20 protein-coding genes, 1 pseudogene and 3 riboswitches are annotated in these 20,338 nt (G+C 43.0%); of the genes and pseudogenes, 1 reads left to right on the forward strand and 20 read right to left on the reverse strand.

The features are described from left to right. Positions 1–49: 49 nt before the first annotated feature. From EV146_RS02920 to ribE, 18 genes and pseudogenes are all read right to left on the reverse strand, one after another. Entirely contained in the window at positions 50–1,057 is a 1,008-nt protein-coding gene (locus EV146_RS02920) for an ABC transporter substrate-binding protein (protein ID WP_132001700.1), read from the reverse strand. After that, positions 1,057–1,806, reverse strand: coding sequence for an ABC transporter permease (locus tag EV146_RS02925; protein ID WP_132001703.1), 750 nt, complete (start codon positions 1,804–1,806; stop codon positions 1,057–1,059). Before EV146_RS02925 ends, EV146_RS02920 begins: the two co-directional genes overlap by 1 nt. Then, entirely contained in the window at positions 1,803–2,573 is a 771-nt protein-coding gene (locus EV146_RS02930; protein ID WP_132001706.1) for an ABC transporter ATP-binding protein, read from the reverse strand. Before EV146_RS02930 ends, EV146_RS02925 begins: the two co-directional genes overlap by 4 nt. Further along, a complete protein-coding gene (tenA, locus tag EV146_RS02935) occupies positions 2,548–3,240 on the reverse strand; it encodes a thiaminase II (RefSeq protein ID WP_132001709.1) in 693 nt (230 codons plus the stop codon). Before tenA ends, EV146_RS02930 begins: the two co-directional genes overlap by 26 nt. Before the next feature lie 101 nt (positions 3,241–3,341). Further along, a riboswitch (TPP riboswitch) is annotated at positions 3,342–3,448 on the reverse strand. A gap of 15 nt (positions 3,449–3,463) precedes the next feature. Beyond that, entirely contained in the window at positions 3,464–4,825 is a 1,362-nt protein-coding gene (locus tag EV146_RS02940; RefSeq protein WP_158286980.1) for a PAS domain-containing sensor histidine kinase, read from the reverse strand. Between the two features lie 198 nt (positions 4,826–5,023). Next, positions 5,024–6,037, reverse strand: a complete 1,014-nt coding sequence (locus tag EV146_RS02945) for a ThiF family adenylyltransferase (RefSeq protein WP_132001715.1) — start codon at positions 6,035–6,037, stop codon at positions 5,024–5,026. Then, positions 6,034–6,801 carry a thiazole synthase gene (locus tag EV146_RS02950; RefSeq protein ID WP_132001718.1) on the reverse strand — a complete coding sequence of 256 codons (768 nt, stop codon included), beginning with the start codon at positions 6,799–6,801 and terminating at the stop codon, positions 6,034–6,036. Before EV146_RS02950 ends, EV146_RS02945 begins: the two co-directional genes overlap by 4 nt. Positions 6,802–6,803: 2 nt before the next feature. Then, positions 6,804–7,007, reverse strand: coding sequence for a sulfur carrier protein ThiS (gene thiS, locus EV146_RS02955; RefSeq protein WP_121613125.1), 204 nt, complete (start codon positions 7,005–7,007; stop codon positions 6,804–6,806). Positions 7,008–7,070: 63 nt separating this feature from the next. Continuing rightward, positions 7,071–7,697: a thiamine phosphate synthase gene (locus EV146_RS02960; RefSeq protein ID WP_132002554.1), complete on the reverse strand. Its 627-nt coding sequence runs from the start codon at positions 7,695–7,697 to the stop codon at positions 7,071–7,073. A gap of 87 nt (positions 7,698–7,784) precedes the next feature. After that, positions 7,785–7,895: riboswitch (TPP riboswitch) on the reverse strand. An 82-nt stretch (positions 7,896–7,977) separates the two neighbouring features. Then, positions 7,978–8,316, reverse strand: coding sequence for a hypothetical protein (locus EV146_RS02965; RefSeq protein ID WP_132002557.1), 339 nt, complete (start codon positions 8,314–8,316; stop codon positions 7,978–7,980). A 130-nt stretch (positions 8,317–8,446) separates the two neighbouring features. Further along, positions 8,447–9,373, reverse strand: a complete 927-nt coding sequence (gene glsA / locus EV146_RS02970) for a glutaminase A (RefSeq protein ID WP_132001721.1) — start codon at positions 9,371–9,373, stop codon at positions 8,447–8,449. 29 nt (positions 9,374–9,402) lie between these two features. Further along, complete coding sequence (locus tag EV146_RS02975) at positions 9,403–9,831, reverse strand: EamA family transporter (protein ID WP_132002560.1); 429 nt, start codon at positions 9,829–9,831, stop codon at positions 9,403–9,405. 486 nt (positions 9,832–10,317) lie between these two features. Further along, positions 10,318–12,989: pseudogene (gene ppdK / locus EV146_RS02980) on the reverse strand (pyruvate, phosphate dikinase). Beyond that, positions 12,989–13,810, reverse strand: a complete 822-nt coding sequence (locus EV146_RS02985) for a pyruvate, water dikinase regulatory protein (protein ID WP_121613130.1) — start codon at positions 13,808–13,810, stop codon at positions 12,989–12,991. Before EV146_RS02985 ends, ppdK begins: the two are co-directional and overlap by 1 nt. A 483-nt stretch (positions 13,811–14,293) precedes the next feature. Beyond that, on the reverse strand, positions 14,294–15,052 hold the full coding sequence (locus EV146_RS02990) for an exodeoxyribonuclease III (RefSeq protein WP_132001724.1): 759 nt from the start codon (positions 15,050–15,052) through the stop codon (positions 14,294–14,296). A 112-nt stretch (positions 15,053–15,164) separates the two neighbouring features. After that, entirely contained in the window at positions 15,165–15,632 is a 468-nt protein-coding gene (ribH, locus tag EV146_RS02995; RefSeq protein WP_277873200.1) for a 6,7-dimethyl-8-ribityllumazine synthase, read from the reverse strand. A 19-nt stretch (positions 15,633–15,651) separates the two neighbouring features. After that, positions 15,652–16,845 carry a bifunctional 3,4-dihydroxy-2-butanone-4-phosphate synthase/GTP cyclohydrolase II gene (locus EV146_RS03000; protein ID WP_132001727.1) on the reverse strand — a complete coding sequence of 398 codons (1,194 nt, stop codon included), beginning with the start codon at positions 16,843–16,845 and terminating at the stop codon, positions 15,652–15,654. 12 nt (positions 16,846–16,857) lie between these two features. Further along, positions 16,858–17,505: a riboflavin synthase gene (ribE, locus tag EV146_RS03005; protein WP_132001730.1), complete on the reverse strand. Its 648-nt coding sequence runs from the start codon at positions 17,503–17,505 to the stop codon at positions 16,858–16,860. Between the two features lie 298 nt (positions 17,506–17,803). Then, positions 17,804–17,950: riboswitch (FMN riboswitch) on the reverse strand. Between the two features lie 229 nt (positions 17,951–18,179). Here ribE and EV146_RS03010 point away from each other — a divergent pair. Further along, positions 18,180–18,578: a hypothetical protein gene (locus EV146_RS03010; protein ID WP_132001733.1), complete on the forward strand. Its 399-nt coding sequence runs from the start codon at positions 18,180–18,182 to the stop codon at positions 18,576–18,578. Between the two features lie 30 nt (positions 18,579–18,608). On the opposite strand, the gene EV146_RS03015 is transcribed toward EV146_RS03010, so the two are convergent. Together EV146_RS03015 and EV146_RS03020 are read right to left on the reverse strand one after the other, a co-directional pair. Next, positions 18,609–19,883: a glycosyl hydrolase family 18 protein gene (locus EV146_RS03015; protein ID WP_132001736.1), complete on the reverse strand. Its 1,275-nt coding sequence runs from the start codon at positions 19,881–19,883 to the stop codon at positions 18,609–18,611. A 154-nt stretch (positions 19,884–20,037) separates the two neighbouring features. Then, entirely contained in the window at positions 20,038–20,259 is a 222-nt protein-coding gene (locus EV146_RS03020) for a hypothetical protein (protein ID WP_121613136.1), read from the reverse strand. Positions 20,260–20,338: the final 79 nt, after the last annotated feature.

The following is a 20,338-nucleotide window of genomic DNA, read 5'->3' on the forward strand; positions in this document are numbered from 1 at the left end:
TTGTAAAACGCAGGAAGAATAAGGTCAAATGTAAGGAATGGCTTTATTCTTATTTAAGATTAATAAACAGGTCCTCGACGGCCGGAACTTCTTTTATCAATCCTGAATCCCTTAGCCATTTTCCTGTTTCTTCCCAAGACTCCTTGCTTTGAGTGCCAAATCCCTCTTCACTGTGCATTTTAGGAAGCAAAATCTCCATACTCTCTTTTTCTACTTCTTGATCAAGCGGGAAATTAGCCTCATCCTGGTTGTCCATCAGGATTTGAAGGGCTTCATCAGGGTGCTCGGCCATAAACTCATAGCCTTTGGCAGCAACCTTCCAGAAAGATTGAATGGCCTCCTTTTCTTTTTCTAGTGTTTGATCACCTGTCACTGCTACAAGTTCATAATAAGACGGGACACCATAATCAGTTGGATTCAGGTTTCGAGTTTCGTGGCCTTGATGCTTTAACACTGGGACCTCATGATTAATAAAAGCCCCGATGACTGCATCTGTTTGTTTACTGACGACAGATGCTCCCAGTTCAAACCCTACATCCACTACATTTACTTTTTTATAATCCCCGCCATCACTTGAAACCATTGTTTTTAATAAGGATTCATTCAATGGAATGCCAGGATAGCCAACTGTTTTCCCTTCAAGGTCTTTTGGAGTCTTGATCGTGCTGTCTTCGGGAAAAATAACAGTATTCAAAGGGGACCGGACGATGGCTCCAACGGCTTTAACCGGAACATCCTCATTGGCACGTGCCATGACCACATCTGGCTGGTAGTAGAATCCCAAAGTAATTTTGCCTGCGGCTGCAAGATTCATAGGGTCCGTTGGATTGGCTGGAAACTGAATATCCACCTTGATGCCTTCCTCTTTAAAATAACCCTTTTCTTCTGCCACATACAAAAAGCTATGGACTGCGTTTGGATACCAGTCTAGCATGACACTAACCTCTTTCAAGCCTTTTTCACCGCTCTGTGCTGCTGAATTGGCTTCTTTCCCGCCGCAAGCGGCAAGCATTACGATCATCAAAATGCTCAAACATGAACAAATCCACTTCTTCATTAAATTTTCCTCCACTTAAGTACATACTTTTCCAGCAAATTTACCAATAAGAATAAACATATGCCAATGACTGATAAAAGGACTATTGGAGCAAATACCCCCGCCCCGTCGAATTGAGTCATCATTCTTCTGCTAAAATAGCCAAGGCCGGCTTGTGCTCCAAGCCATTCGCCAATGGCTGCTCCTATCACACTCAGTGTGACTGCTACCTTTAAACCCGACATAAAATAAGGCAGTGCAGATGGTACATTCAGCTTCAAGAAGATATCTTTCTTTCCTGCCCCCATAGTCAGCAGCAACTCCTTTAACTCTTTGCTGCTGGACCGAAACCCGTCAAAGGTACTGACCGTGATCGGAAAAAAAGTGATCAGGACCGTTACTACCACCTTGCTCCATATGGAATAGCCAAACCACAGGACAAATATCGGGGCAAGGGCGATTATCGGAATCATTTGCGAAGAAATGATGATCGGGTAAAACGCTCTCTCGACTGCCTGGCTTGCATGCATCCAAACTGCCAAACTAACTCCAAGCAAGACAGAAATGGACAACCCCAATAAGATGATCAGCGAGGTAGCCGGCAGATGCTCAAAGAATAAAATTTCCTTCAGTTCCCACAGCCTGATAATGATTCCTGAAGGACCTGGAAGAATGAAAGAAACGTTTACTGCTCTCGCTCCAGCTTCCCATATAAAGATAAAAAACATAACTAAAGTAACCGGCGGCAAGAACGCCTTCCATTTTTTCATCTGCTCACCTTCATTCGCAACTGATGCAGTAAGTCATCTTTTAGTTGAATAAGGGCAGGGTGATTTAAATCCTGGATGGTCCTCGGCCTTCCAAGAGGCACTTGAACTTCCTCGAGATTATGTACAGGCGTACCGTTCACAATCAATATCCGGTCAGACAGAAACAGTGCCTCGTTCACATCATGCGTAATAAACAATATTGTCTTTTTTCGCTTTTCCCACTGAAGCAGCAGCCACTCCTGCATGGAAAGCCTTGTAATTGCGTCCAGGGCACTAAAGGGTTCATCCAGCAGAAGCAAATCTGCACCGCTTAAGATGGTTCTTAAAAAGGAGACCCTCTGCCTCATACCTCCTGACAGGTCACTTGGAAAATGATATTCAAACCCGGAGAGGCCAAATTCCTCCAAAAGCTTCAATACTTCCTTTCTCGCTTCTTCCTTTTTGATTCCTTTTAACTCCAGCGGCAGCAGGGCGTTGTCCAGAACGGTGCGCCACGGCATGAGCAAATCCTGCTGCGGCATATAGCCTACCCGGCCAAGCAGGCTTTTAAATACCCTGCCGTCAAGCCTGATCTCACCTGCATCAGGCTGCTCCAGACCTGTAATCAGTCTGAACAGGGTGCTTTTCCCGGAACCGCTCGGCCCAAGAATAGAAATGAGTTCCCCTTTATGAACATTCATATCCAGAGACTTGATGAGAGGAGACGTCCTGTCATTGTGTTTATATTGAAAGGAAATGTTCCTAAATTGCAGCATTTTCGTTCTCATCGAAAGGCCACATGGATTCATTGTAGGCCATATCCCAAAACATATATTCAAAACGGGTGGTATTCAGGAAGATCTCCTCCAGTCTTGCCAGCTCCTCCTCAGTTTTACCGGCTGTATGTTGATCCAGAAGTTCGATGCACCACTGTGCGAGCTGCCCGAATTCCCTGGAACTGTACATTTTAATCCACTCCCCGTACAGTGGATGATCAATTGCTCCAGGTTTTCTGCTTAACTCTTTGCCTATTTCCCAGTAACTCCATGAACAAGGGAGAAGAGCGGACAGGAGCTCGGGAAGTGTTCCGTTCTGGGCAATATGCAGCATATAATGAGTATAAGCAAGCGTAGTTGGCGATGGAGCTGCCTGTTCAAGCTCTGTTTCTGAAATTCCAAATCTTGCAGCATATTGGCGATGCAAGCTCATTTCTTCGTTCAGTGTACCATCCAGCAAGGACGCAAACCTCGCCATTGTCTCTACATCGGAAGCTTTGACAGCCCCAAGAGCAAACAGTTTTGCATACTCTATCAAATACAAATAATCCTGTACCATGTAAAATCTGAATTTCTTTTGATCCAAAGAACCATCACCGATACCGCGGACAAATGGATGTGAGTGGTTCTTCCTCCAAATTGGCTGCAGTTTCTCATGCAATCTTTTGCTGAAGCTCATCTTTCCACTACCTTTCATTTCATCAAATAAAAATCCCGCTTCTAATAGGAGAAGCGGGATCGTTTATAATGCTCCGGCACAGAACTACGCTGGAACAATCATTTTTTATCATGCCTCTTCCCTCCGCTGGAATTACCCAGTTCAGGTTGTAAGGGTTAAGATGTCCTGCATCTTTCTCAGCTTATCGGAAGCACCCCTAGTGACTTTTTATTCTATTTTTTTGTTACTCCGACGGAGAGTGAATTGGAAGGATGATATTGACCAACGTACCTTTTCCAATCTCACTGTAAATGTCAATTTTCCCATTATGTTCTTCAATAATTCTGTAGCTTACCAACAACCCTAAACCGGTCCCCTTTTCTTTCGTACTGTAAAAAGGTTCACCCAGACTGGAAATCCGGTCCCCGGGAATTCCGGTCCCTTGATCAATAACTTGGACCAGAAGGTAGCCTGGTTCCAGTTTTTCAAGGGAAATAGTGATTGTTCCGCCCCCTGGCATTGCCTCAATCGCATTTTTGATTACATTCAGGAATACCTGAATGATTTGATTTTGATTGCAAAGAACCGGCGGCAAATCAGGTTCGAATAGAGTCTGAATGTCCACTTGATTCATCAGGCCCTGGATTTGTGCAAGAGTGATGACCCTTCTCAAAATTTCTTGCAGCGAATTCAATTCGTAAGCTTTTGCCTGAGGCTTGGCCAGTACTAAAAATTCATTTGTAATCATTTCAATACGGTTCATTTCATCAAGCATGATGGGATAGTAGGGATTATTTTTATCCCCTGACGTCAAAAGCTGTAAAAAACCCTTCAGGGCTGTCAGGGGATTCCTGATCTCATGGGCCACGGAAGCCGCCAGCTGCCCAATAATGGAAAGGCGATCGGATTTACGGAGCAGTTCGGCTGTTCTGTTGTGCTCTGTAACATCCCTTGCAGTAAATGATACGCCGATGATTTCTCCCTGGATATCTCTGACAGGGGAATAGGAAGCACTTATTTCTATTAAACTTCCATCTTTTTTTTGTCTGATCGTCTCAAACCCTTTTATGATATTCCCGGCCTTTACTTCTTCCATAATCCTTTTTGTTTCTTCGATTTTAAAAGACGGAATAATAGGGAGGTCCTCACCAAGTATTTCTTCGTGTCCCCACCCATACATGACTTCAAAAGCTGGATTGGCTTGAATCATGCGCCCTTGCAGATCGAAAACACCAATGGCATCTGCAGTATTATGAATGATGGATTCAAGAAGTTCCTTCGTCTTTCTAAGCTCTTCTTCCGTCTTTTTCTGCTCGGTAATATCCACACAGGTGGCGATTACTTCTGTTACTGATCCGCTATGTACGATGGGTTTAAGAGATGCCAAATAATGAATTCCATTCATATATCCTTCATAGGATACCTCTTCCCCAGCCCATGCTTTTTCGTAATAATCATTTTTTTCGCTGGTGTACTCAGGAGGCAATAACTCTTCGATTGTTTTGCCGATGACTTGCTCACAGCTGTACCCCATTGACCGTACCAACTCCCCTGCAACAAAAGTATGGACGAGCTTGCCGTTTATTTTCTCTAATTTGAAGGTCATACCCCTCTGCAGGTGAAGGAGACTTTTTAACTCATAATGGAAGGTGTCTTTTTCTATTTGTGGCATGTCATCCAAATTGCAGGGATTCTTTGCATAATCATTGTCTTCATCCATATTGACATCAATACTCCCTTAATCCGTTTGATACATCAATATTATACTATTTATAATTTTTAGAAAAGGGGAGCATTTTTGTCCTCAGCCTATAAGTCTATTATATATCCCTCTCGCTTCTGTTATATCATTCGTTCCGTGAATTAAGGCGCGGCCATCCTTAAATAGTACAACTCTTCGGCCCTCAAAGGAGCATGACAGCAGGTAAGAGTTCACAGTCATTTCACAGCCAAGACTTTCTAAACGGCGGCCCAGTTCTTCAAAAGATAAAATCCTTGCAACGCCAGGACGAATTTGCACGGTATTTCTGCCACAAAGTATTTCTGTCTTGGTTTGACCTTCGAAAGATAGATAAGGAAATGAAGGGTTATTCCCGCATGTCTTGCAATTTTCCTTTTTTAAGCGGTCGACTCTGATTTTGGCGTTTTCATCATTCCAGATATCGACTGATTGTAAAAGTGGAGATAACTTGGCCCCCGTCAGAAACTTTAAAGCAGTTGTGACCTGGTAGGATGCAACAAGCTGGACAATCGGTGAGATTACCCCTGCCGTGTCACAAGTAAGATTCTGGGCCGGCAAATGGTCCATGAGGCAGTGCAGGCATGGAGTTTCTCCTGGTATCATGGGAAATGTGATGCCGTAGCTCCCGACACAAGCCCCAAACAAGAAAGGGACATTATGCTTAACGGCGGCATCATTAATAATTAATCTTGTTTCAAAGTTGTCTCCGGCATCAACAATTAAGGCCTTGCCTATTACCAGATCCTCGACGTTCATGCCATTGACGTCAGCAACAATGCCCTGTACTCTTATATCGCTGTTGATTGCTTCCAGCCTTTTTTGAGCAGCGACTGCTTTTGGATTTTTGTTGATCACATCTATCTCTGAATACAGCTGCTGTCTTTGCAGATTGCTCATTTCCACATAATCGCGATCGACAATTGTAATCTTGCCAACTCCTGCCCTTGCAAGCATCTCGGCTGAGGAGGATCCCAATGCTCCGGCGCCTATGATCAGAACATGAGCGTCACGGAGCTTTTCCTGTCCCGCAATCCCGATTGGAGAAAATCGCTCCTGTCTTGAATACCTGCTGCTCATGAAGTAATCATTCCGGCCGCCGGACTGCTCGCAATGCCATAATTCTTTTCATCTATCCTTCCTGCTTCATATCCCAGTCTGCCCGCTTCGACTGCCAGCTTCATCGCTGCCGCCATCTTCACCGGATTATTGGCACCGGATACAGCTGTATTTAACAGGACACCGTCCGCTCCCAGCTCCATCGCAAATGCGGCATCTTTAGGTGAACCTATTCCCGCATCCACAATAACCGGAACGGTTGATTGTTCAATGATGAATTGAAGGTTTAACGGGTTGATAATTCCTTTTCCTGACCCTATTGGTGATGCACCTGGCATGATGGCATGGACACCCAAAGAATTCAGCCGTTTTGCCAGCACTACATCATCAGAGGTATATGGCAACACAATAAACCCTTCTTCAAGCAGCATCTCGGAGGCTTTTAAGGTTTCAACTGGGTCAGGCAAAAGTGACCTGTCACAGCCAATGACCTCTACTTTGATCATGTCGCACAGCCCTGAAGCTTTTGCAAGGCGGGCGATCCTGACTGCTTCCTCAGCTGTCTTTGCACCAGCGGTGTTAGGAAGCAAGCTGTACCGTGTTAAATCCAGCTGTTCAAGAAAATTCGGCTGGCTTTCCTCAAAAATATTCATCCGCCTCACCGCAAAGGTTAGAATCTCTGATTCCGATTGCCTGACGGCTTCCTTTTGTATTTCAAAGCTTGGATACTTTCCTGTTCCCAGCAAGAGTCTTGAGTTAAATGTCTTTTCACCTATATTTAGCATTGTTATCCTCCTCCTACAAAATGAATCATTTCAACCCTGTCTCCTTCGTTTAGCAGCAGGGTTTCGTACTGTTCTTTCCCGGGGATTTCCTTATTAAGTTCCACAATCACAATACGGTTTTCAATTTGATAATGGCTAAGAAGATCCTGTACAGTTGCTACCTCTTGTGGCAAGGTTACAGTTTTCCCATTTAACTGGATGGTCATATTAAAAATCACCTCTTTCATCTTGCAGCGAATTGACTGCACAAACCCTCAAATATGATTTGTCTATTTTGCCTGTGAAATTGAAATATCTACATGGGCTTTCGCCTTAATGGAATATTCCAGAGCTGATTCCACAGGATCTTCAGAATCAAAAATCCCCGACATTACAGCCGCTCCTGCAGCATTGGCTCGCCGGACCAGATCCAATTTGCATAGTGTTATTCCACCAATTGCATATGCCGGAATATCCAAAGCTTTCTTGATCTTGCTAAATTCATCAAGTCCCCGGCCAGGCATTCCTGCTTTACACTTTGTGTCAAACACATGTCCAAATAACACATAATCGGCTCCCTCCTGCTCCGCACTTTTTGCCTCATGAAAGGAATGCACGGAACGGCCGATGCGGAGTTCAGGAAACCTTTTTTTTACCTGGTAAACAGGCAGGCCGTGTCCCGGCAAATGAACATTCGGTATTCCGTTTAATAGCGCTAAATCAAGCCTGTCATGAACAACAATTTTTTCTACCCGAACCTTTTCTCGTCGCAGGAGCTGCAACAAAAGATAGAGCTCCTGTACAGACTTTGACTTTTCCCGTATATGGATATAGTCTATGGATTCCTGCATTTCAATGATGCTTAAAGCAAGCTCTTTAACCGGGAACCTGTCATTTGTAATGGCCAGCAGCTCCAGCACGTCCACCCCCCACAACTATTTTTAACAGCAAAAAAACCACTTCGCACAGGGAAGTGGTTTTGGAAATTGCACTGAAAAAAAGCACAAAATTACTAGTCACTTCCCTACGCAGGCACGAACCTGTTCAGGTTATAAGGGTTTAGAAGTCAATACTTCTTCTCTCAGCCCTTAACAAGGGCTCCCCTAGTGGTCAATATGTATTCACATTTGATTTAATAGTATCAGAAAAATAGAAAAAATCAACGAGAAATGAGAAAATATTGCCAATATACATTTTTTATATAGTAGTCGCAACAGATTTCGTTTCTTCGCTGCCATTAACCTTATCAATTTTATCAACAAACATTTGAAATACCTTTTTCTTCTCTTCCAGGTCCTTTATTTCGGTTTTTAACTCGTTGAATTTCTGTTCAAATGGCTTATGATAGAGCTCCCGGATGTTCCTGATGATATCTTCATTAACAGTCGATTGAACAACCTGCTTGGTAATGCTGAATTTATAAGAATAGACCTGCAGTTCCTGTTTAATATGTTCATATTCTTTATCAATCTCATTCAACAGCTCGCATATTTCTTCTTTCCACTCATCCAATGATTTCTTTACATGGTGTTCCATCATTCGTCTCCTTTTTCATTCGTATCATATGTACTTTAGAAAAAAAGCTTATTGATGTATTTTATCAGTCCTTCATTTCAATATCTTTTCGCTAAAGTTACAATCCTGATACTGAACCAGCGACGGGAACTTAAAAAATACTTAGTTTGTATCTTTCTGACATCATTTCAAGTAGACGGATCCCCCCTATACTATTGCCCCTTTTATCCAGGGCAGGACCAAAAATGCCAATCCCGAACCGATTGGGGACTGACCCCATAATTCCACCTGAAACACCGCTCTTAGCCGGAATCCCCACTCTTACCGCAAATTCGCCAGATGCATTATACATCCCGCACGTAACCATAAATGTTTTGCACAGCCTGGCCACATGAACAGGCATGATTGCTTTTCCGGTTACCGAATCCCTTCCGTCCATGGCGAAAATCAGTCCAATTCTCGCTAAATCAAGGCAATTCATTTCAATCGCACATTGTTTTGTATATAGCTCCAACAGGTCCTCTACATCCTCTTCAATGATTCCATCCTGCTTCATAAAATAACAAAGAGACCTATTAAGATGTGAAGTCTCAAATTCGGATTGGGCAACCTCGGCAGAATAAGATATTTCTTTATCCCCTGCCAGTTCTCTAATGAATTCAATAATCCGACCAAGTCTTTCCTTAACCGACGCTCCCTTAATTAAGTGAGTAACCGCCAGAGCGCCAGCATTTATCATGGGGTTCAGCGGTTTTGCATGGCTGGTCTCAAGCTTGATGATTGAATTATATGGGTCTCCTGTTGGTTCATAGCCCACCTTATTAAAAACACATTCCTCCCCGCAATCCATTAATGCAAGGGCAAGAGTCAGCACCTTTGATATGCTTTGCAAAGTAATTTTTTGTTCGATGTCCCCTGCAGATATGCAAATTCCATCCGGATAGTAAATGGCTACGGACAAATCATGGGGGCTTGATTTTTTGAGGGCTGGGATATAATCCGCAACCTTTCCAAATTTGGTTTGTTTTTTTGCCTCTTTTACCAGTTGTTTTAGTTCTTCGCTAGAAGAGCACTCCATAAATCGGCCAGCCTTTCTCTAACAATATTTTAGCTTAACGCGGTTAAAATGACGCCAATCGTTATAAGGGCAATTCCCATCCCGTTTAGCATTGAAATCTTTTCTCCCAGGAAAAGGATAGCTAATACAGCAGCAAGTACTACACTTAGTTTATCAATCGGCGCAACCTGGGATACCTTTCCTGTCTTTAGCGCCAGAAAGTAAAATAACCATGATGTCGCCCCTGCCACTCCGCTTAACGTGATGAAGAATAAAGCCTTCTTATCACCAATGATTTCAGGGATCCTTGCAAGGTTCCCCTCCACTGCTACTACTCCGAATAAAAACAAAGACATGATCACGGCCCGGATTGCTGTTGCGGTATTCGAGTCAATATCCTGGAGACCAATCTTGCCAAAAATAGAAACCAAAGCTGCAGAAATCGCAGATAGAATCGCATATAACAGCCATGACATCACTGTTCCTCCTTCATTAACCACACTCTTGTCAATCTTATACATTATCGTTTCATTCAAGATCCCCAAACATACACCTTCTAAGGATAAAATAATTCGGAGGTTACTTAGGGCCAAATACGGGCATAACCAAGGTTATATTGGTCAAGGAACAGAAAAAAGAAATCAATTTTTCCATTTGGGCAGGTAACTCAACAACACACTTGATTTTAACTAGTTGATGTCTAAATAAAGGGCTTTTCATCATTTATAGATGTATTCGTTCAAGTTATCGATCGATTATCCGCCGTTATGCATCGTTAAATTTTGGTTATGCATCGATTCCTCCCGTTTATTGAAAAACCTGTGTCCAGACTATGAAAACTATAAAAAAGGCGTACACATTACCCAATCTCCAGTGCATGTAAGACTGGATATACACAATACAAGAGTTAATGCAACGTAAAAAAAGGATGCCCGAAAATCCGGTACATCCTGAGTAAATTTAATTTATAGTACTTGAAGGGTACGCTCGCCTGCGAGATCTTCATGGCGAATGGTTGCTTGTGCGGCAGCAAGCCGTGCAATTGGAACACGGTATGGAGAGCAGCTGACGTAATCAATACCTGCCTGATAACAGAATTCAATAGAACTCTTTTCCCCGCCATGCTCACCGCAAATGCCGGTCTTTAATTGCGGTTTCGTTTTACGTCCGAGCTGAACACCGGTCTCAACGAGCTTTCCGACTCCATCACGATCCAGGACGGCGAATGGATTTTCGGGCAGGATTTTATTTTCAATATAGGCTTGAAGGAACTTTCCTTCTGCATCATCCCGGCTGTAGCCAAAGGTCGTTTGCGTCAAATCATTCGTCCCAAAAGAGAAGAAATCCGCTTCCTCGGCAATTTGGTCGGCTGTTATTGCAGCACGTGGTATTTCAATCATCGTTCCAATGCTATAGGTTAAATTCAAACCAGTTTCTTCTGTCACAAGATTGGCTGCATCGATGACAAGCTTCCGCATTTCCTTCAACTCATTTACATGCCCGACCAGCGGGATCATAATTTCCGGCTTTGCCTCCATTCCTCGTTCCGCAAGCCTTGCGACTGCATAGAAAATCGCCTTCGCCTGCATTTCATAGATTTCCGGATGAATCATCCCCAGCCTGCAGCCACGGTGCCCCAGCATCGGATTAAATTCCTCCAGCTGGCGCACTTTTTTAAGAAGCTGTTCTTTTTCCTTTAATTCAGCGGAACCTGGGCTTGTGATTCGAAGCATGGTTGTTTCAATGATCAATTCCTCTTTTTCCGGCATGAATTCGTGAAGCGGCGGATCCAGTAGACGAATGGTCACAGGGAATCCTTGCATTTCTTCCAGTATTCCTTCAAAATCGCCCTGCTGCATCGGAAGCAGTTTTACAAGTGCTTCTTTTCTTTCCGAATAATTTTCAGCAAGAATCATTTCCTGAACAATCGGCACTCTTGCAGGATCCATAAACATATGCTCTGTCCTGCAAAGCCCGATTCCTTCGGCCCCAAATTCACGGGCCTTCCTTGTATCTTCAGGATTATCGGCATTGGTTCTGACACCAAGTTTCCTTGTTTCATCAGCCCAGCGCAGAAGCACCTGAAATTCTTCGGAAAGCTCAGGATCAATCATCGGGATCTCACCAAGCATGATTTCCCCGGTTGCACCATCAATGGTAATAACATCACCTTCTTTTACAACTGTCTCACCAACATAAAATTCCCTGGCACGCAAATCAATTTTGATTGCCTCACAGCCGCAGATGCACGCTTTTCCCATTCCCCTGGCCACAACTGCAGCATGGCTGGTCATTCCCCCTCGGCTGGTGAGCACCGCCTGGGCGGCAACAATACCGTGGATATCATCAGGAGTGGTTTCCGGGCGGACCAGGATGACCTTTTTCCCATCCTTCGCCAAAAGCTCAGCTTCATCTGCTTCGAAAGTGACTTCCCCTGTGGCGGCCCCTGGAGAAGCCGGAAGTCCTTTTGCAAGCTGAGTCCGCTGATAGTTTTCATCGATCCTGCGATGAAGGAGCTGATTTAATTGATCAGGATCTACACGCAAAAGTGCTTCTTTTTTCTCGATAACTCCTTCCTTTACCATGTCAACTGCAATTGTGATTGCAGCCTGTGCAGTCCGTTTTCCATTCCTTGTCTGTAAAATAAATAATATTCCTCTTTCAACAGTAAATTCTATATCCTGCATATCCTTATAATGCTGTTCAAGGAGATGGCATGTTTCAACAAATTGCTGGTACACATCAGGCATCTCCGTTTTTAGGGTATGAATAGGCTGCGGAGTGCGAATTCCTGCGACAACATCTTCCCCTTGAGCATTTATCAGATATTCTCCGTAGAGTTGATGTTCACCTGTGGACGGATTCCGGGTAAAGGCGACACCGGTTCCCGAGTCAGGTCCCATATTTCCGAAGACCATACTCTGAATATTGACTGCCGTACCTAGGTGACCAGGAATTTTATTCAGGCGCCGGTAAATAATCGCTCTCTGATTATTCCATGAATTAAAGACAGCATTAATGGAATAAAAGAGCTGCTCCTTTGGGTCCTGCGGAAAAGCTTTTCTTGTATGCTTTTTAACAATTTTTTTATAGCCTTCAATCACCTCTTTCCAGTCCTCTGCCGTCAGTTCCGGATCGGAGGCATAGCCTTTGAGTTCACGTGTCTCTTCGAGCAGCTGTTCAAAGAAGAAAACATCCACATCAAGAACTACATTAGAAAACATTTGAATAAATCTTCTGTAAGAATCATAGGCAAACCTGGAGTTATTTGTCAGCCGGGCCATTCCTTCAACCGTTTCATCATTCATTCCTAAATTCAGGACAGTGTCCATCATTCCAGGCATCGAAAATACAGCCCCCGACCGGACAGACACCAGCAAAGGGCGTTCTGGGTCACCCAGCACCTTCCCGGTTTTCTCCTCAAGGATTCTTAAAGATTGGAGGATTTGATCTTGAACGTCAGGCGGAATATTTTTATCTGCTTGATAATAGGCATTACAGGCTTCAGTGGAAATGGTAAAACCAAACGGAACGGGAAGGCCAATTTTGGTCATTTCAGCCAGGTTAGCACCTTTTCCCCCTAATAATTCCTTCATGCCGCTATGCCCTCGTCAAACATATAAACAAATTTACTCATTATGTAATTCGCCTCCCGCTTTTTAATAGATCTAATATTAAGCTGGCCGTTTCTTCTACTGCTTTATTAGATACATTGATGACAGGGCAGCCAACTCTTTTCATAATTTTTTCAGCATAATCCAATTCCTCCAGAATTCGTTCGAAGCTGGCATAGTTAGCCTGCGCAGTAAGACCCAGTGCTCTCAAACGTTCCTTCCGAATTTCGTTCAGCTTATCAGGAGAGATGATTAACCCTATGCACTTATTCCGGGAAACCTTAAACAGTTCATCAGGAGGTGTTACTTCCGGAACAAGCGGCACATTGGCCACTTTATATCGCTTATGTGCTAAATACATGGACAAAGGGGTTTTAGAGGTTCTCGAGACCCCTATCAGTACAATATCGGAACGTATGATTCCTCTAGGATCCCGTCCATCGTCGTATTTCACCGCAAATTCAATTGCTTCAATTTTGCGAAAATACTCCTCGTCGAGCTTCCTCATCAGCCCCGGCTGGTGGTTGGGCTCTTTATGAAATTTTTGTTCAAATGCGTTCATTAAAGGATTTAATAGATCGACAGCAAGGATTCCTTCTTCTGCCGCACGCCGATCCAAGTATTCTTTTAAATGTGATACAACAATTGTATAAGCAATGACAGATTTATTGTTCTGGCTTGCCAGTACGATGACATCTTCAATATCCTCTGCATCTTCCACATATGAATTCCGGCGGATATCCACACTCCCTCCATTAAACTGGGTGGCAACAGCCTTCACAACAAATTCAGCTGTTTCACCAACGGAATCCGATACTACGTATACTACTTCCTTTTCCACCAATGCATCCTTCCCTTTCATTTCATGTATAGCAAGAAATGTACGGATATGCTCTCTCCGTTATCTTCCCTGCGATTACCACTTAGGTATTTCTCATTTAATATTAGGCTAGTAAAATCACTGCCCCGGAATAAATGTTGAGTTGCCTTCACCAATTTAGTAACGCCACAACCAGCCACCAAATGTGTTACACTTATTAATATATAGTATATTACATTTAAGCTGATTGAGTTGGCAAGATATTTTTGTGTTTTTGGTGAATTTTTAAAATATTAAAACTAAGGTTAATATATTGGTGATTAAATTGGAAGATAAAATTTCAAAAAGATTATTAAGGTAAATGCTATAAATCTTCTACACCCTTTTTATTATGTGGGAAAAACATAATTTCCCTCTCCTTAAGCCGGTCAAGTTCCTGATACAAACCACATAAAAAAAAAGAGTACCCCCATCCGTGTGACGAGGGTACTCTCCTGTTTAAATCAATTAAACACAATCAATTTCTAATAAAATTGGACAATGGTCACTGCCCATTACTTGGGAATCGATACTGGCATCAACCAGCGACGATCCTAATCTTTCAGATACTATGAAATAGTCGATTCTCCAGCCAATATTCCGCTCACGGACTTTATTCATATAGGACCACCAAGTAAAGGCCCCTTCCCGATTGGGGTAAAAATGCCTGAATGTATCGATAAAGCCGCCTTCGAGCAAAGCAGTCATTTTTCCTCTTTCTTCATCTGTAAAACCTGAATTCCCCCTGTTGGATCTAGAATTCTTCAAATCTATCTCCTGATGGGCAACATTCAGATCTCCACAAAGGATGACCGGTTTTTCCTTATCCAGTTCCTTCAAATAGCTTGCCAGCCTGTCTTCCCATGCCAGTCTAAAAGAAAGCCTCGCCAGATCCCGCTGTGAATTTGGGGTATAAACATTTACAAGGTAAAAATCATTGAACTCGAGTGTAATGGCCCTTCCTTCAGAATCATATTCCTCCATATCAATTCCGTATTTAACCGAAAGAGGTTTTATCCTTGAAAAAATGGCAGTCCCCGAATATCCTTTTTTCAGTGCATAGTGCCAGTAATCACTATAGCCCTCGAGGTCCAACTGAATCTGGCCCTCCTGAAGCTTTGTTTCCTGGACACAAAAAATATCAGCATCCACTTGCTTAAAGTATTCTAAAAAACCTTTATTGCAGCAGGCACGTAAGCCGTTAACATTCCATGATACAAGTTTCATCCTTTATCCTCTCTTTGCTTCTGCATAAAAAATAAGGGATAACCATTTGGCTATCCCTTATCATTATAGTATAAATTATTTCTTCTTTTAAGTAACTTGCCTGTGCTGGTCGTTAGCCAATAGTTCTGAGAAGATTAGCCATTTCAATTGCAGAGGCAGCTGCTTCCCAGCCTTTATTTCCAGCTTTTGTGCCAGCTCTTTCGATAGCCTGTTCGATTGAGTCCGTTGTTAGAACTCCAAAAATAACCGGAATGCCGCTATTCATTGCAGTAGCCGCAACTCCTTTTGCGGCTTCATTACACACATAGTCGAAGTGTGGTGTTGCTCCCCGTATAACCGTTCCAAGAGTAATCACGGCATCATAACGCTGGCTGTTTGCCAGCTTCTGTGCAACCAAAGGGATTTCAAAGGCCCCCGGTACCCAGGCTATGTCAATATCTTCTTCGTTGACACCATGTCTTCTCAATGCATCCTCTGCTCCGCTCAGGAGTTTGCTCGTGATAAATTCATTAAACCGGCCTACAACCACTCCGATTTTCAAACCAGATCCAACTAAATTTCCTTCAAATGTCATTCCCATTATTAAATTCCTCCTTATTTTAAAAATGAAGCATATGCCCCAATTTTGATTTTTTTGTTTTTAAATAATTCTCATTTTCTATTTTCGTTTCCATCTGGAGAGGAACCCGCTCCACAACCTCAAGCCCATATCCTCCAAGTCCATTAATTTTTCTCGGATTATTGGTTAAGAGCTTCATCTTGCAGATGCCAAGGTCTCTTAAAATCTGGGCTCCAATTCCATACTCGCGCAAATCAGCTGCAAAACCCAGCTTCTCATTTGCCTCGACGGTATCAAAGCCCTGTTCCTGAAGCTTATATGCCCTTAGTTTGTTCAGAAGACCAATTCCGCGGCCCTCCTGACGCATGTATAAAAGAACACCCTGGCCCGCATTATTGATCTGGCTTAATGCTGCATGAAGCTGCGGACCGCAGTCACACCGATAGGATCCAAAAACATCTCCAGTCAGGCACTCTGAATGAACACGGACAAGCACTGGTTCACTTGTCGTGATATCACCTTTAACAAGCGCAATATGTTCCTTGTCATCAACACTGTTTGAATAGCCTATTGCCTTGAAATCACCGAATTCCGTTGGGAGTTCCACTTCAATTTCCCTATGAATAAGTTTTTCCTTTTGGTTTCGGTAACGGATTAGATCTTTAATGGTAATTAGTTTTAGCTGTAAAGTATCAGCCAATTCGCGAAGCTGAGGGACACGGGCCATTGTCCCGTCCTCATTCATGATTTCGCAAATTACCCCTGCAGGAGCTGAATCAGCCATTTTTGCCAGGTCGACAGCAGCTTCCGTGTGCCCCGCCCTTCTTAAGACACCGCCTTTTTTAGCGATTAGGGGGAACATGTGACCAGGTCTTTTAAAATCAGACGGCTTTGACTCGGGATTGATTAGCTCTTGTACTGTCAGGCTCCGTTCAAAGGCAGAAATTCCTGTAGTTGAACTTTTGTGGTCAACACTGACTGTAAAGGCCGTCCCATGAGGATCCGTATTAAGTGAAGTCATTTGATTTAGTTCAAGTTTCTGAGCTAATTCTTCCTCAATCGGGACACAGACCAGGCCTCTTCCATATGTAACCATAAAATTGATAACGTCCGGAGTGGTTTTTTCAGCCAGAGCAATAAAATCACCCTCATTTTCCCTGTCCTCGTCATCACATACAATAACCACTTTTCCTTTTTTTAAATCTTCAATCGCCTCTTCGATTTTGTCAAACATTTTCTAACCCCCTTAAGCAAAGCCGTTTTCTTCTAAAAAACTGAGTGATAACGACTGCTTTTTTTGTTTGCCTGTTTCCTTTAAATAATGACTGACATATTTGCCAATCATATCTGTTTCAATGTTGACAATATCACCCACTCCCTTTTTGCCGAGAATGGTTTCCACTGACGTATGTGGAATTAAAGAGATGGTAAAGGTCTTGTCAGAAATGCCAAAGATGGTGAGGCTTGTCCCGTCCACGGTGACTGACCCTTTTACAATCATGCTGCCTGCCAGCTCCTCATCCACTTCTATTTCATAATATACTGCGTTTTCGACGCGTTTTTTTTGGACAATTCTCCCCGTCCCGTCCACATGGCCTGAAACAAAGTGTCCGCCAAATCTTCCGCCGGCTGCCATCGCCCTTTCAAGGTTTACACTGGACCCGGGGCTCAGGCTGCCTATATTGGTAGCCTTCAATGTTTCTGGCATTACATCCAATGTAAAGGTCTGGCTTGTAAAAGAGGTCACCGTCAGGCAGACTCCGTTAATCGAAATACTGTCTCCCAAGTTTACATCTTTAAGAATTTTATCTGCGTCAACAAAAATCTCAAAGGCATTGCCTGTTTTACGAATACCTTTCACCTTTCCAATCTCCTCAATAATTCCTGTAAACATTTCATCACCCGCTTATGGTTATCTAGCTTTTAGAATATGGTTTGGGACTGACCACCCATTCTTTTATGTCCTACTTCAATAGAATTGTTACTAACTGTCCCTCGCTATCACCCAGCTTTCATTAGTTTGCCCAATGCCCTCTTTTATAGGAGTTAATTCAAGCATTGGGACATAAACATGGATGGCAGAACAAAAAATGACCCTAAGGCTAAGGCCTTTAGGGTCATTTTTGGCATAAGGAAACAAAGGGGCTAAAAAAGGGCAGACTTCACCCTGTTGGTCACTCCTGAATTTTAAAAATTTCCTTCTCCCATCCAGACTTTTACTGTCGGCCCTGGAATTTCACCAGATCCACCGTTTAACTGCTGTTAACCGGGTCACGGACTAAGAAGCTCTATGCTTCATCACCGCCGGTTGGGAATTACACCCGACCCCGAAGGCGACCACATCAGTAAATGATATGGTCCTTTACTATTTAATTATTATTGTCATCTTATCATTTGGATGGTCTTTGAGCAATTATTTAAATCTAAATTGTTAATTAATCAGGAATTTACAAAAAATGTTTTCTTTCAAACTCCAAACGATATAAGATAAAATAGCAGATAAAAAAGATGAATCTTTTGAATTAGGGAGCTAATGTCAATTTTAAGGAGAGGGACGGGAGGCAATTCTTGAAAGAGATCATATTATTAATATCAGAGTTGGTTAATTATTTTCATGATAAGCTGTGGCAATTGAGCAACAATTTCGGCCTTAATCTGTCAGATAAGGACCTGCACCTTTGGGTCTTCGGCATTCTTGGAATTGTTTCTTTTTTTATTGTACACCGGGTGTTTAAAGCGTTGGCAAAACTCAGTATCACGGCCATTTCCTTCATCTATACGTTCACAGTCCTTCTGGTGATTGTATTCGCTGTGGAAATTCAGCAGAAGATAACAGGCAGGGGAAATATGGAGTTTCAGGATGCTGTTATCAGCTTGTGGGGTTTCATCCTTTTTTTCGCAGGATACTTAATACTAAAGTGGATGTTAGGAATGTTAAAAAAACTATTTAAAAAAGCCAGAACCTAAAAGAGCCCACTCAGATAAGAGCAGGTCTCTTCAAATGACTGCTTTTTTTATAATGAGATTGTCTGCCAGGTACCGCCAATTTTGAGGTGCAGGCAGATTAAGCTGCCAATAGGTTGTTCCCAGGAGTTTGTAAGCATCAATAATCTTGTATTTAGCTTTATAGCTTCTTACATCCTCAAACCAGACAACATGTTCTGTGTTATTTGTCCAATAACGATAGAATGGGGATTCAGATTCTGGTGCGTACTGGATGGCTACCCCTTTTGAGATCGCCAGGTTTTGCGCCGCAAGAACCGATATCCCGGTGGTCTGATTGGTGGCTGCGACTTTGTCATACCCATACAGAGGCATGGCTATTTGAAGTTTTTGAGGCGGAATTAATGAAACGGCATACGAAACAACCTGCTCTATCCACCAGGCAGGAGAAATTGGATCAGGCGGTCCACCGGGATATCCATAATCAATCGTCATCACAGCTACGATATCTGCTATTTTCCCGATCATTTGATAATCGTAGGCTCCGATTATTGGATTGGCAGGTATATCCCTAGTTTTAGCATGGACATTAACATGCAATAAAAGATTCCCTAATGCCGTTTTTAACTCTGATAGAAAAGTGGCCAAATCATTGCGCCTTTCCGGAGGAATAAACTCAAAGTCAATGCTTACCCCTTTATACCCTCTCTGTCTTGCCAAATTAACAATACTTAAAACAAGGTTGCGCCTGTATGATGGATTGCCAAGCACTGTACCGGCCAGTTCCGGACTGAAAGTGCTGTCAATTAGGTTTCGGATCATTAACAGGGGTAAGACTCCCAGCTGATTGCTCCTTTCTACAATTCGCCTGTCCTCCAATTGCACGTAAGCATAGCCTTCCCTGGTAAATGAATAGGCCGTTACAGCAAGATAGGTGAGCTGTGGAGCAAGGCTGTCGAGAATTTGAATAACAGCCTCTTGAGAGTATGGGACAATAAAACCTAAAGTTGCTATATCCTGTTTGAGCTCAGTAGGAATGGTAACGAGCCGACCTACTAACAGCCTGTTTGGATTCAGATCCGGGTTTGCCTGGAGAATGGACGCAATGGTTGAATTAAATCGAATGGATAGTTTCCAAAGAGTATCCCCAGGCTGTATTCTATAAGTTCGCTGCTGTAATTCCCGGGAAGGGATGTATAGGGCCAAGCCGGGTACAATGACATTAACATTGCTTAATCCATTAATCGCAACGATCGTGGGAACAGGTACATTATAAACTTGGGAAATCGCCCAGAGAGTATCCCCGTTTTTGACGACATGGATGGCCATAAACACACACCTTTACAGAGTCTTTGTAACCATCTTATGGGGGATCTCACTAGAATTATGCCAATAAACAAGTTCACTTAAAAAGATTCTCGACTGGGACCGTTGTTCATTCCTAGCTAGATCGAGGGCTTTGCACACAATTACGTTCCAGGAACTATTCCAAAATGACTCCTGAATGATAGTCCTGCATGAAGCTGCCAACTATTTCTTCCAGGCTTCCGCTTGCCTCTGGGACTTGTACGATCACTTCATTACGGTTTTTAACGGGAGTTATTCGGACATTGTTCTGCCGGTTTATATCCAGCTGCACTCTTAAATCCTCAGCAAGCTGCTCAGCAGAGTAATCACCCTTAATTAAATAGCGAATATTTCTCATATCCCTCACCATCCTGATCCATTTTATTATCCAAACATTTCTCCCTCTATGGTTTGAGGAAACGATCTGTTCTATTCAC

It is taken from the genome of Mesobacillus foraminis, from assembly GCF_004340465.1.
GTDB classification, from domain to species: Bacteria; Bacillota; Bacilli; order Bacillales; family Cytobacillaceae; genus Mesobacillus_B; species Mesobacillus_B foraminis.

What these genes read in the sequence shown, in the direction of transcription:
- EV146_RS02920 (WP_132001700.1), bottom strand. Translation starts at nt 1,057, where the DNA reads ATGAAGAAGTGGATTTGTTCATGTTTGAGCATTTTGATGATCGTAATG.
- EV146_RS02925 (WP_132001703.1), bottom strand. Translation starts at nt 1,806, where the DNA reads ATGAAAAAATGGAAGGCGTTCTTGCCGCCGGTTACTTTAGTTATGTTT.
- EV146_RS02930 (WP_132001706.1), bottom strand. Translation starts at nt 2,573, where the DNA reads ATGAGAACGAAAATGCTGCAATTTAGGAACATTTCCTTTCAATATAAA.
- tenA (WP_132001709.1), bottom strand. Translation starts at nt 3,240, where the DNA reads ATGAGCTTCAGCAAAAGATTGCATGAGAAACTGCAGCCAATTTGGAGG.
- EV146_RS02940 (WP_158286980.1), bottom strand. Translation starts at nt 4,825, where the DNA reads ATGACCTTCAAATTAGAGAAAATAAACGGCAAGCTCGTCCATACTTTT.
- EV146_RS02945 (WP_132001715.1), bottom strand. Translation starts at nt 6,037, where the DNA reads ATGAGCAGCAGGTATTCAAGACAGGAGCGATTTTCTCCAATCGGGATT.
- EV146_RS02950 (WP_132001718.1), bottom strand. Translation starts at nt 6,801, where the DNA reads ATGCTAAATATAGGTGAAAAGACATTTAACTCAAGACTCTTGCTGGGA.
- thiS (WP_121613125.1), bottom strand. Translation starts at nt 7,007, where the DNA reads ATGACCATCCAGTTAAATGGGAAAACTGTAACCTTGCCACAAGAGGTA.
- EV146_RS02965 (WP_132002557.1), bottom strand. Translation starts at nt 8,316, where the DNA reads ATGGAACACCATGTAAAGAAATCATTGGATGAGTGGAAAGAAGAAATA.
- glsA (WP_132001721.1), bottom strand. Translation starts at nt 9,373, where the DNA reads ATGGAGTGCTCTTCTAGCGAAGAACTAAAACAACTGGTAAAAGAGGCA.
- EV146_RS02990 (WP_132001724.1), bottom strand. Translation starts at nt 15,052, where the DNA reads ATGAAACTTGTATCATGGAATGTTAACGGCTTACGTGCCTGCTGCAAT.
- ribH (WP_277873200.1), bottom strand. Translation starts at nt 15,632, where the DNA reads ATGGGAATGACATTTGAAGGAAATTTAGTTGGATCTGGTTTGAAAATC.
- EV146_RS03000 (WP_132001727.1), bottom strand. Translation starts at nt 16,845, where the DNA reads ATGTTTGACAAAATCGAAGAGGCGATTGAAGATTTAAAAAAAGGAAAA.
- ribE (WP_132001730.1), bottom strand. Translation starts at nt 17,505, where the DNA reads ATGTTTACAGGAATTATTGAGGAGATTGGAAAGGTGAAAGGTATTCGT.
- EV146_RS03015 (WP_132001736.1), bottom strand. Translation starts at nt 19,883, where the DNA reads ATGGCCATCCATGTCGTCAAAAACGGGGATACTCTCTGGGCGATTTCC.
- EV146_RS03020 (WP_121613136.1), bottom strand. Translation starts at nt 20,259, where the DNA reads ATGAGAAATATTCGCTATTTAATTAAGGGTGATTACTCTGCTGAGCAG.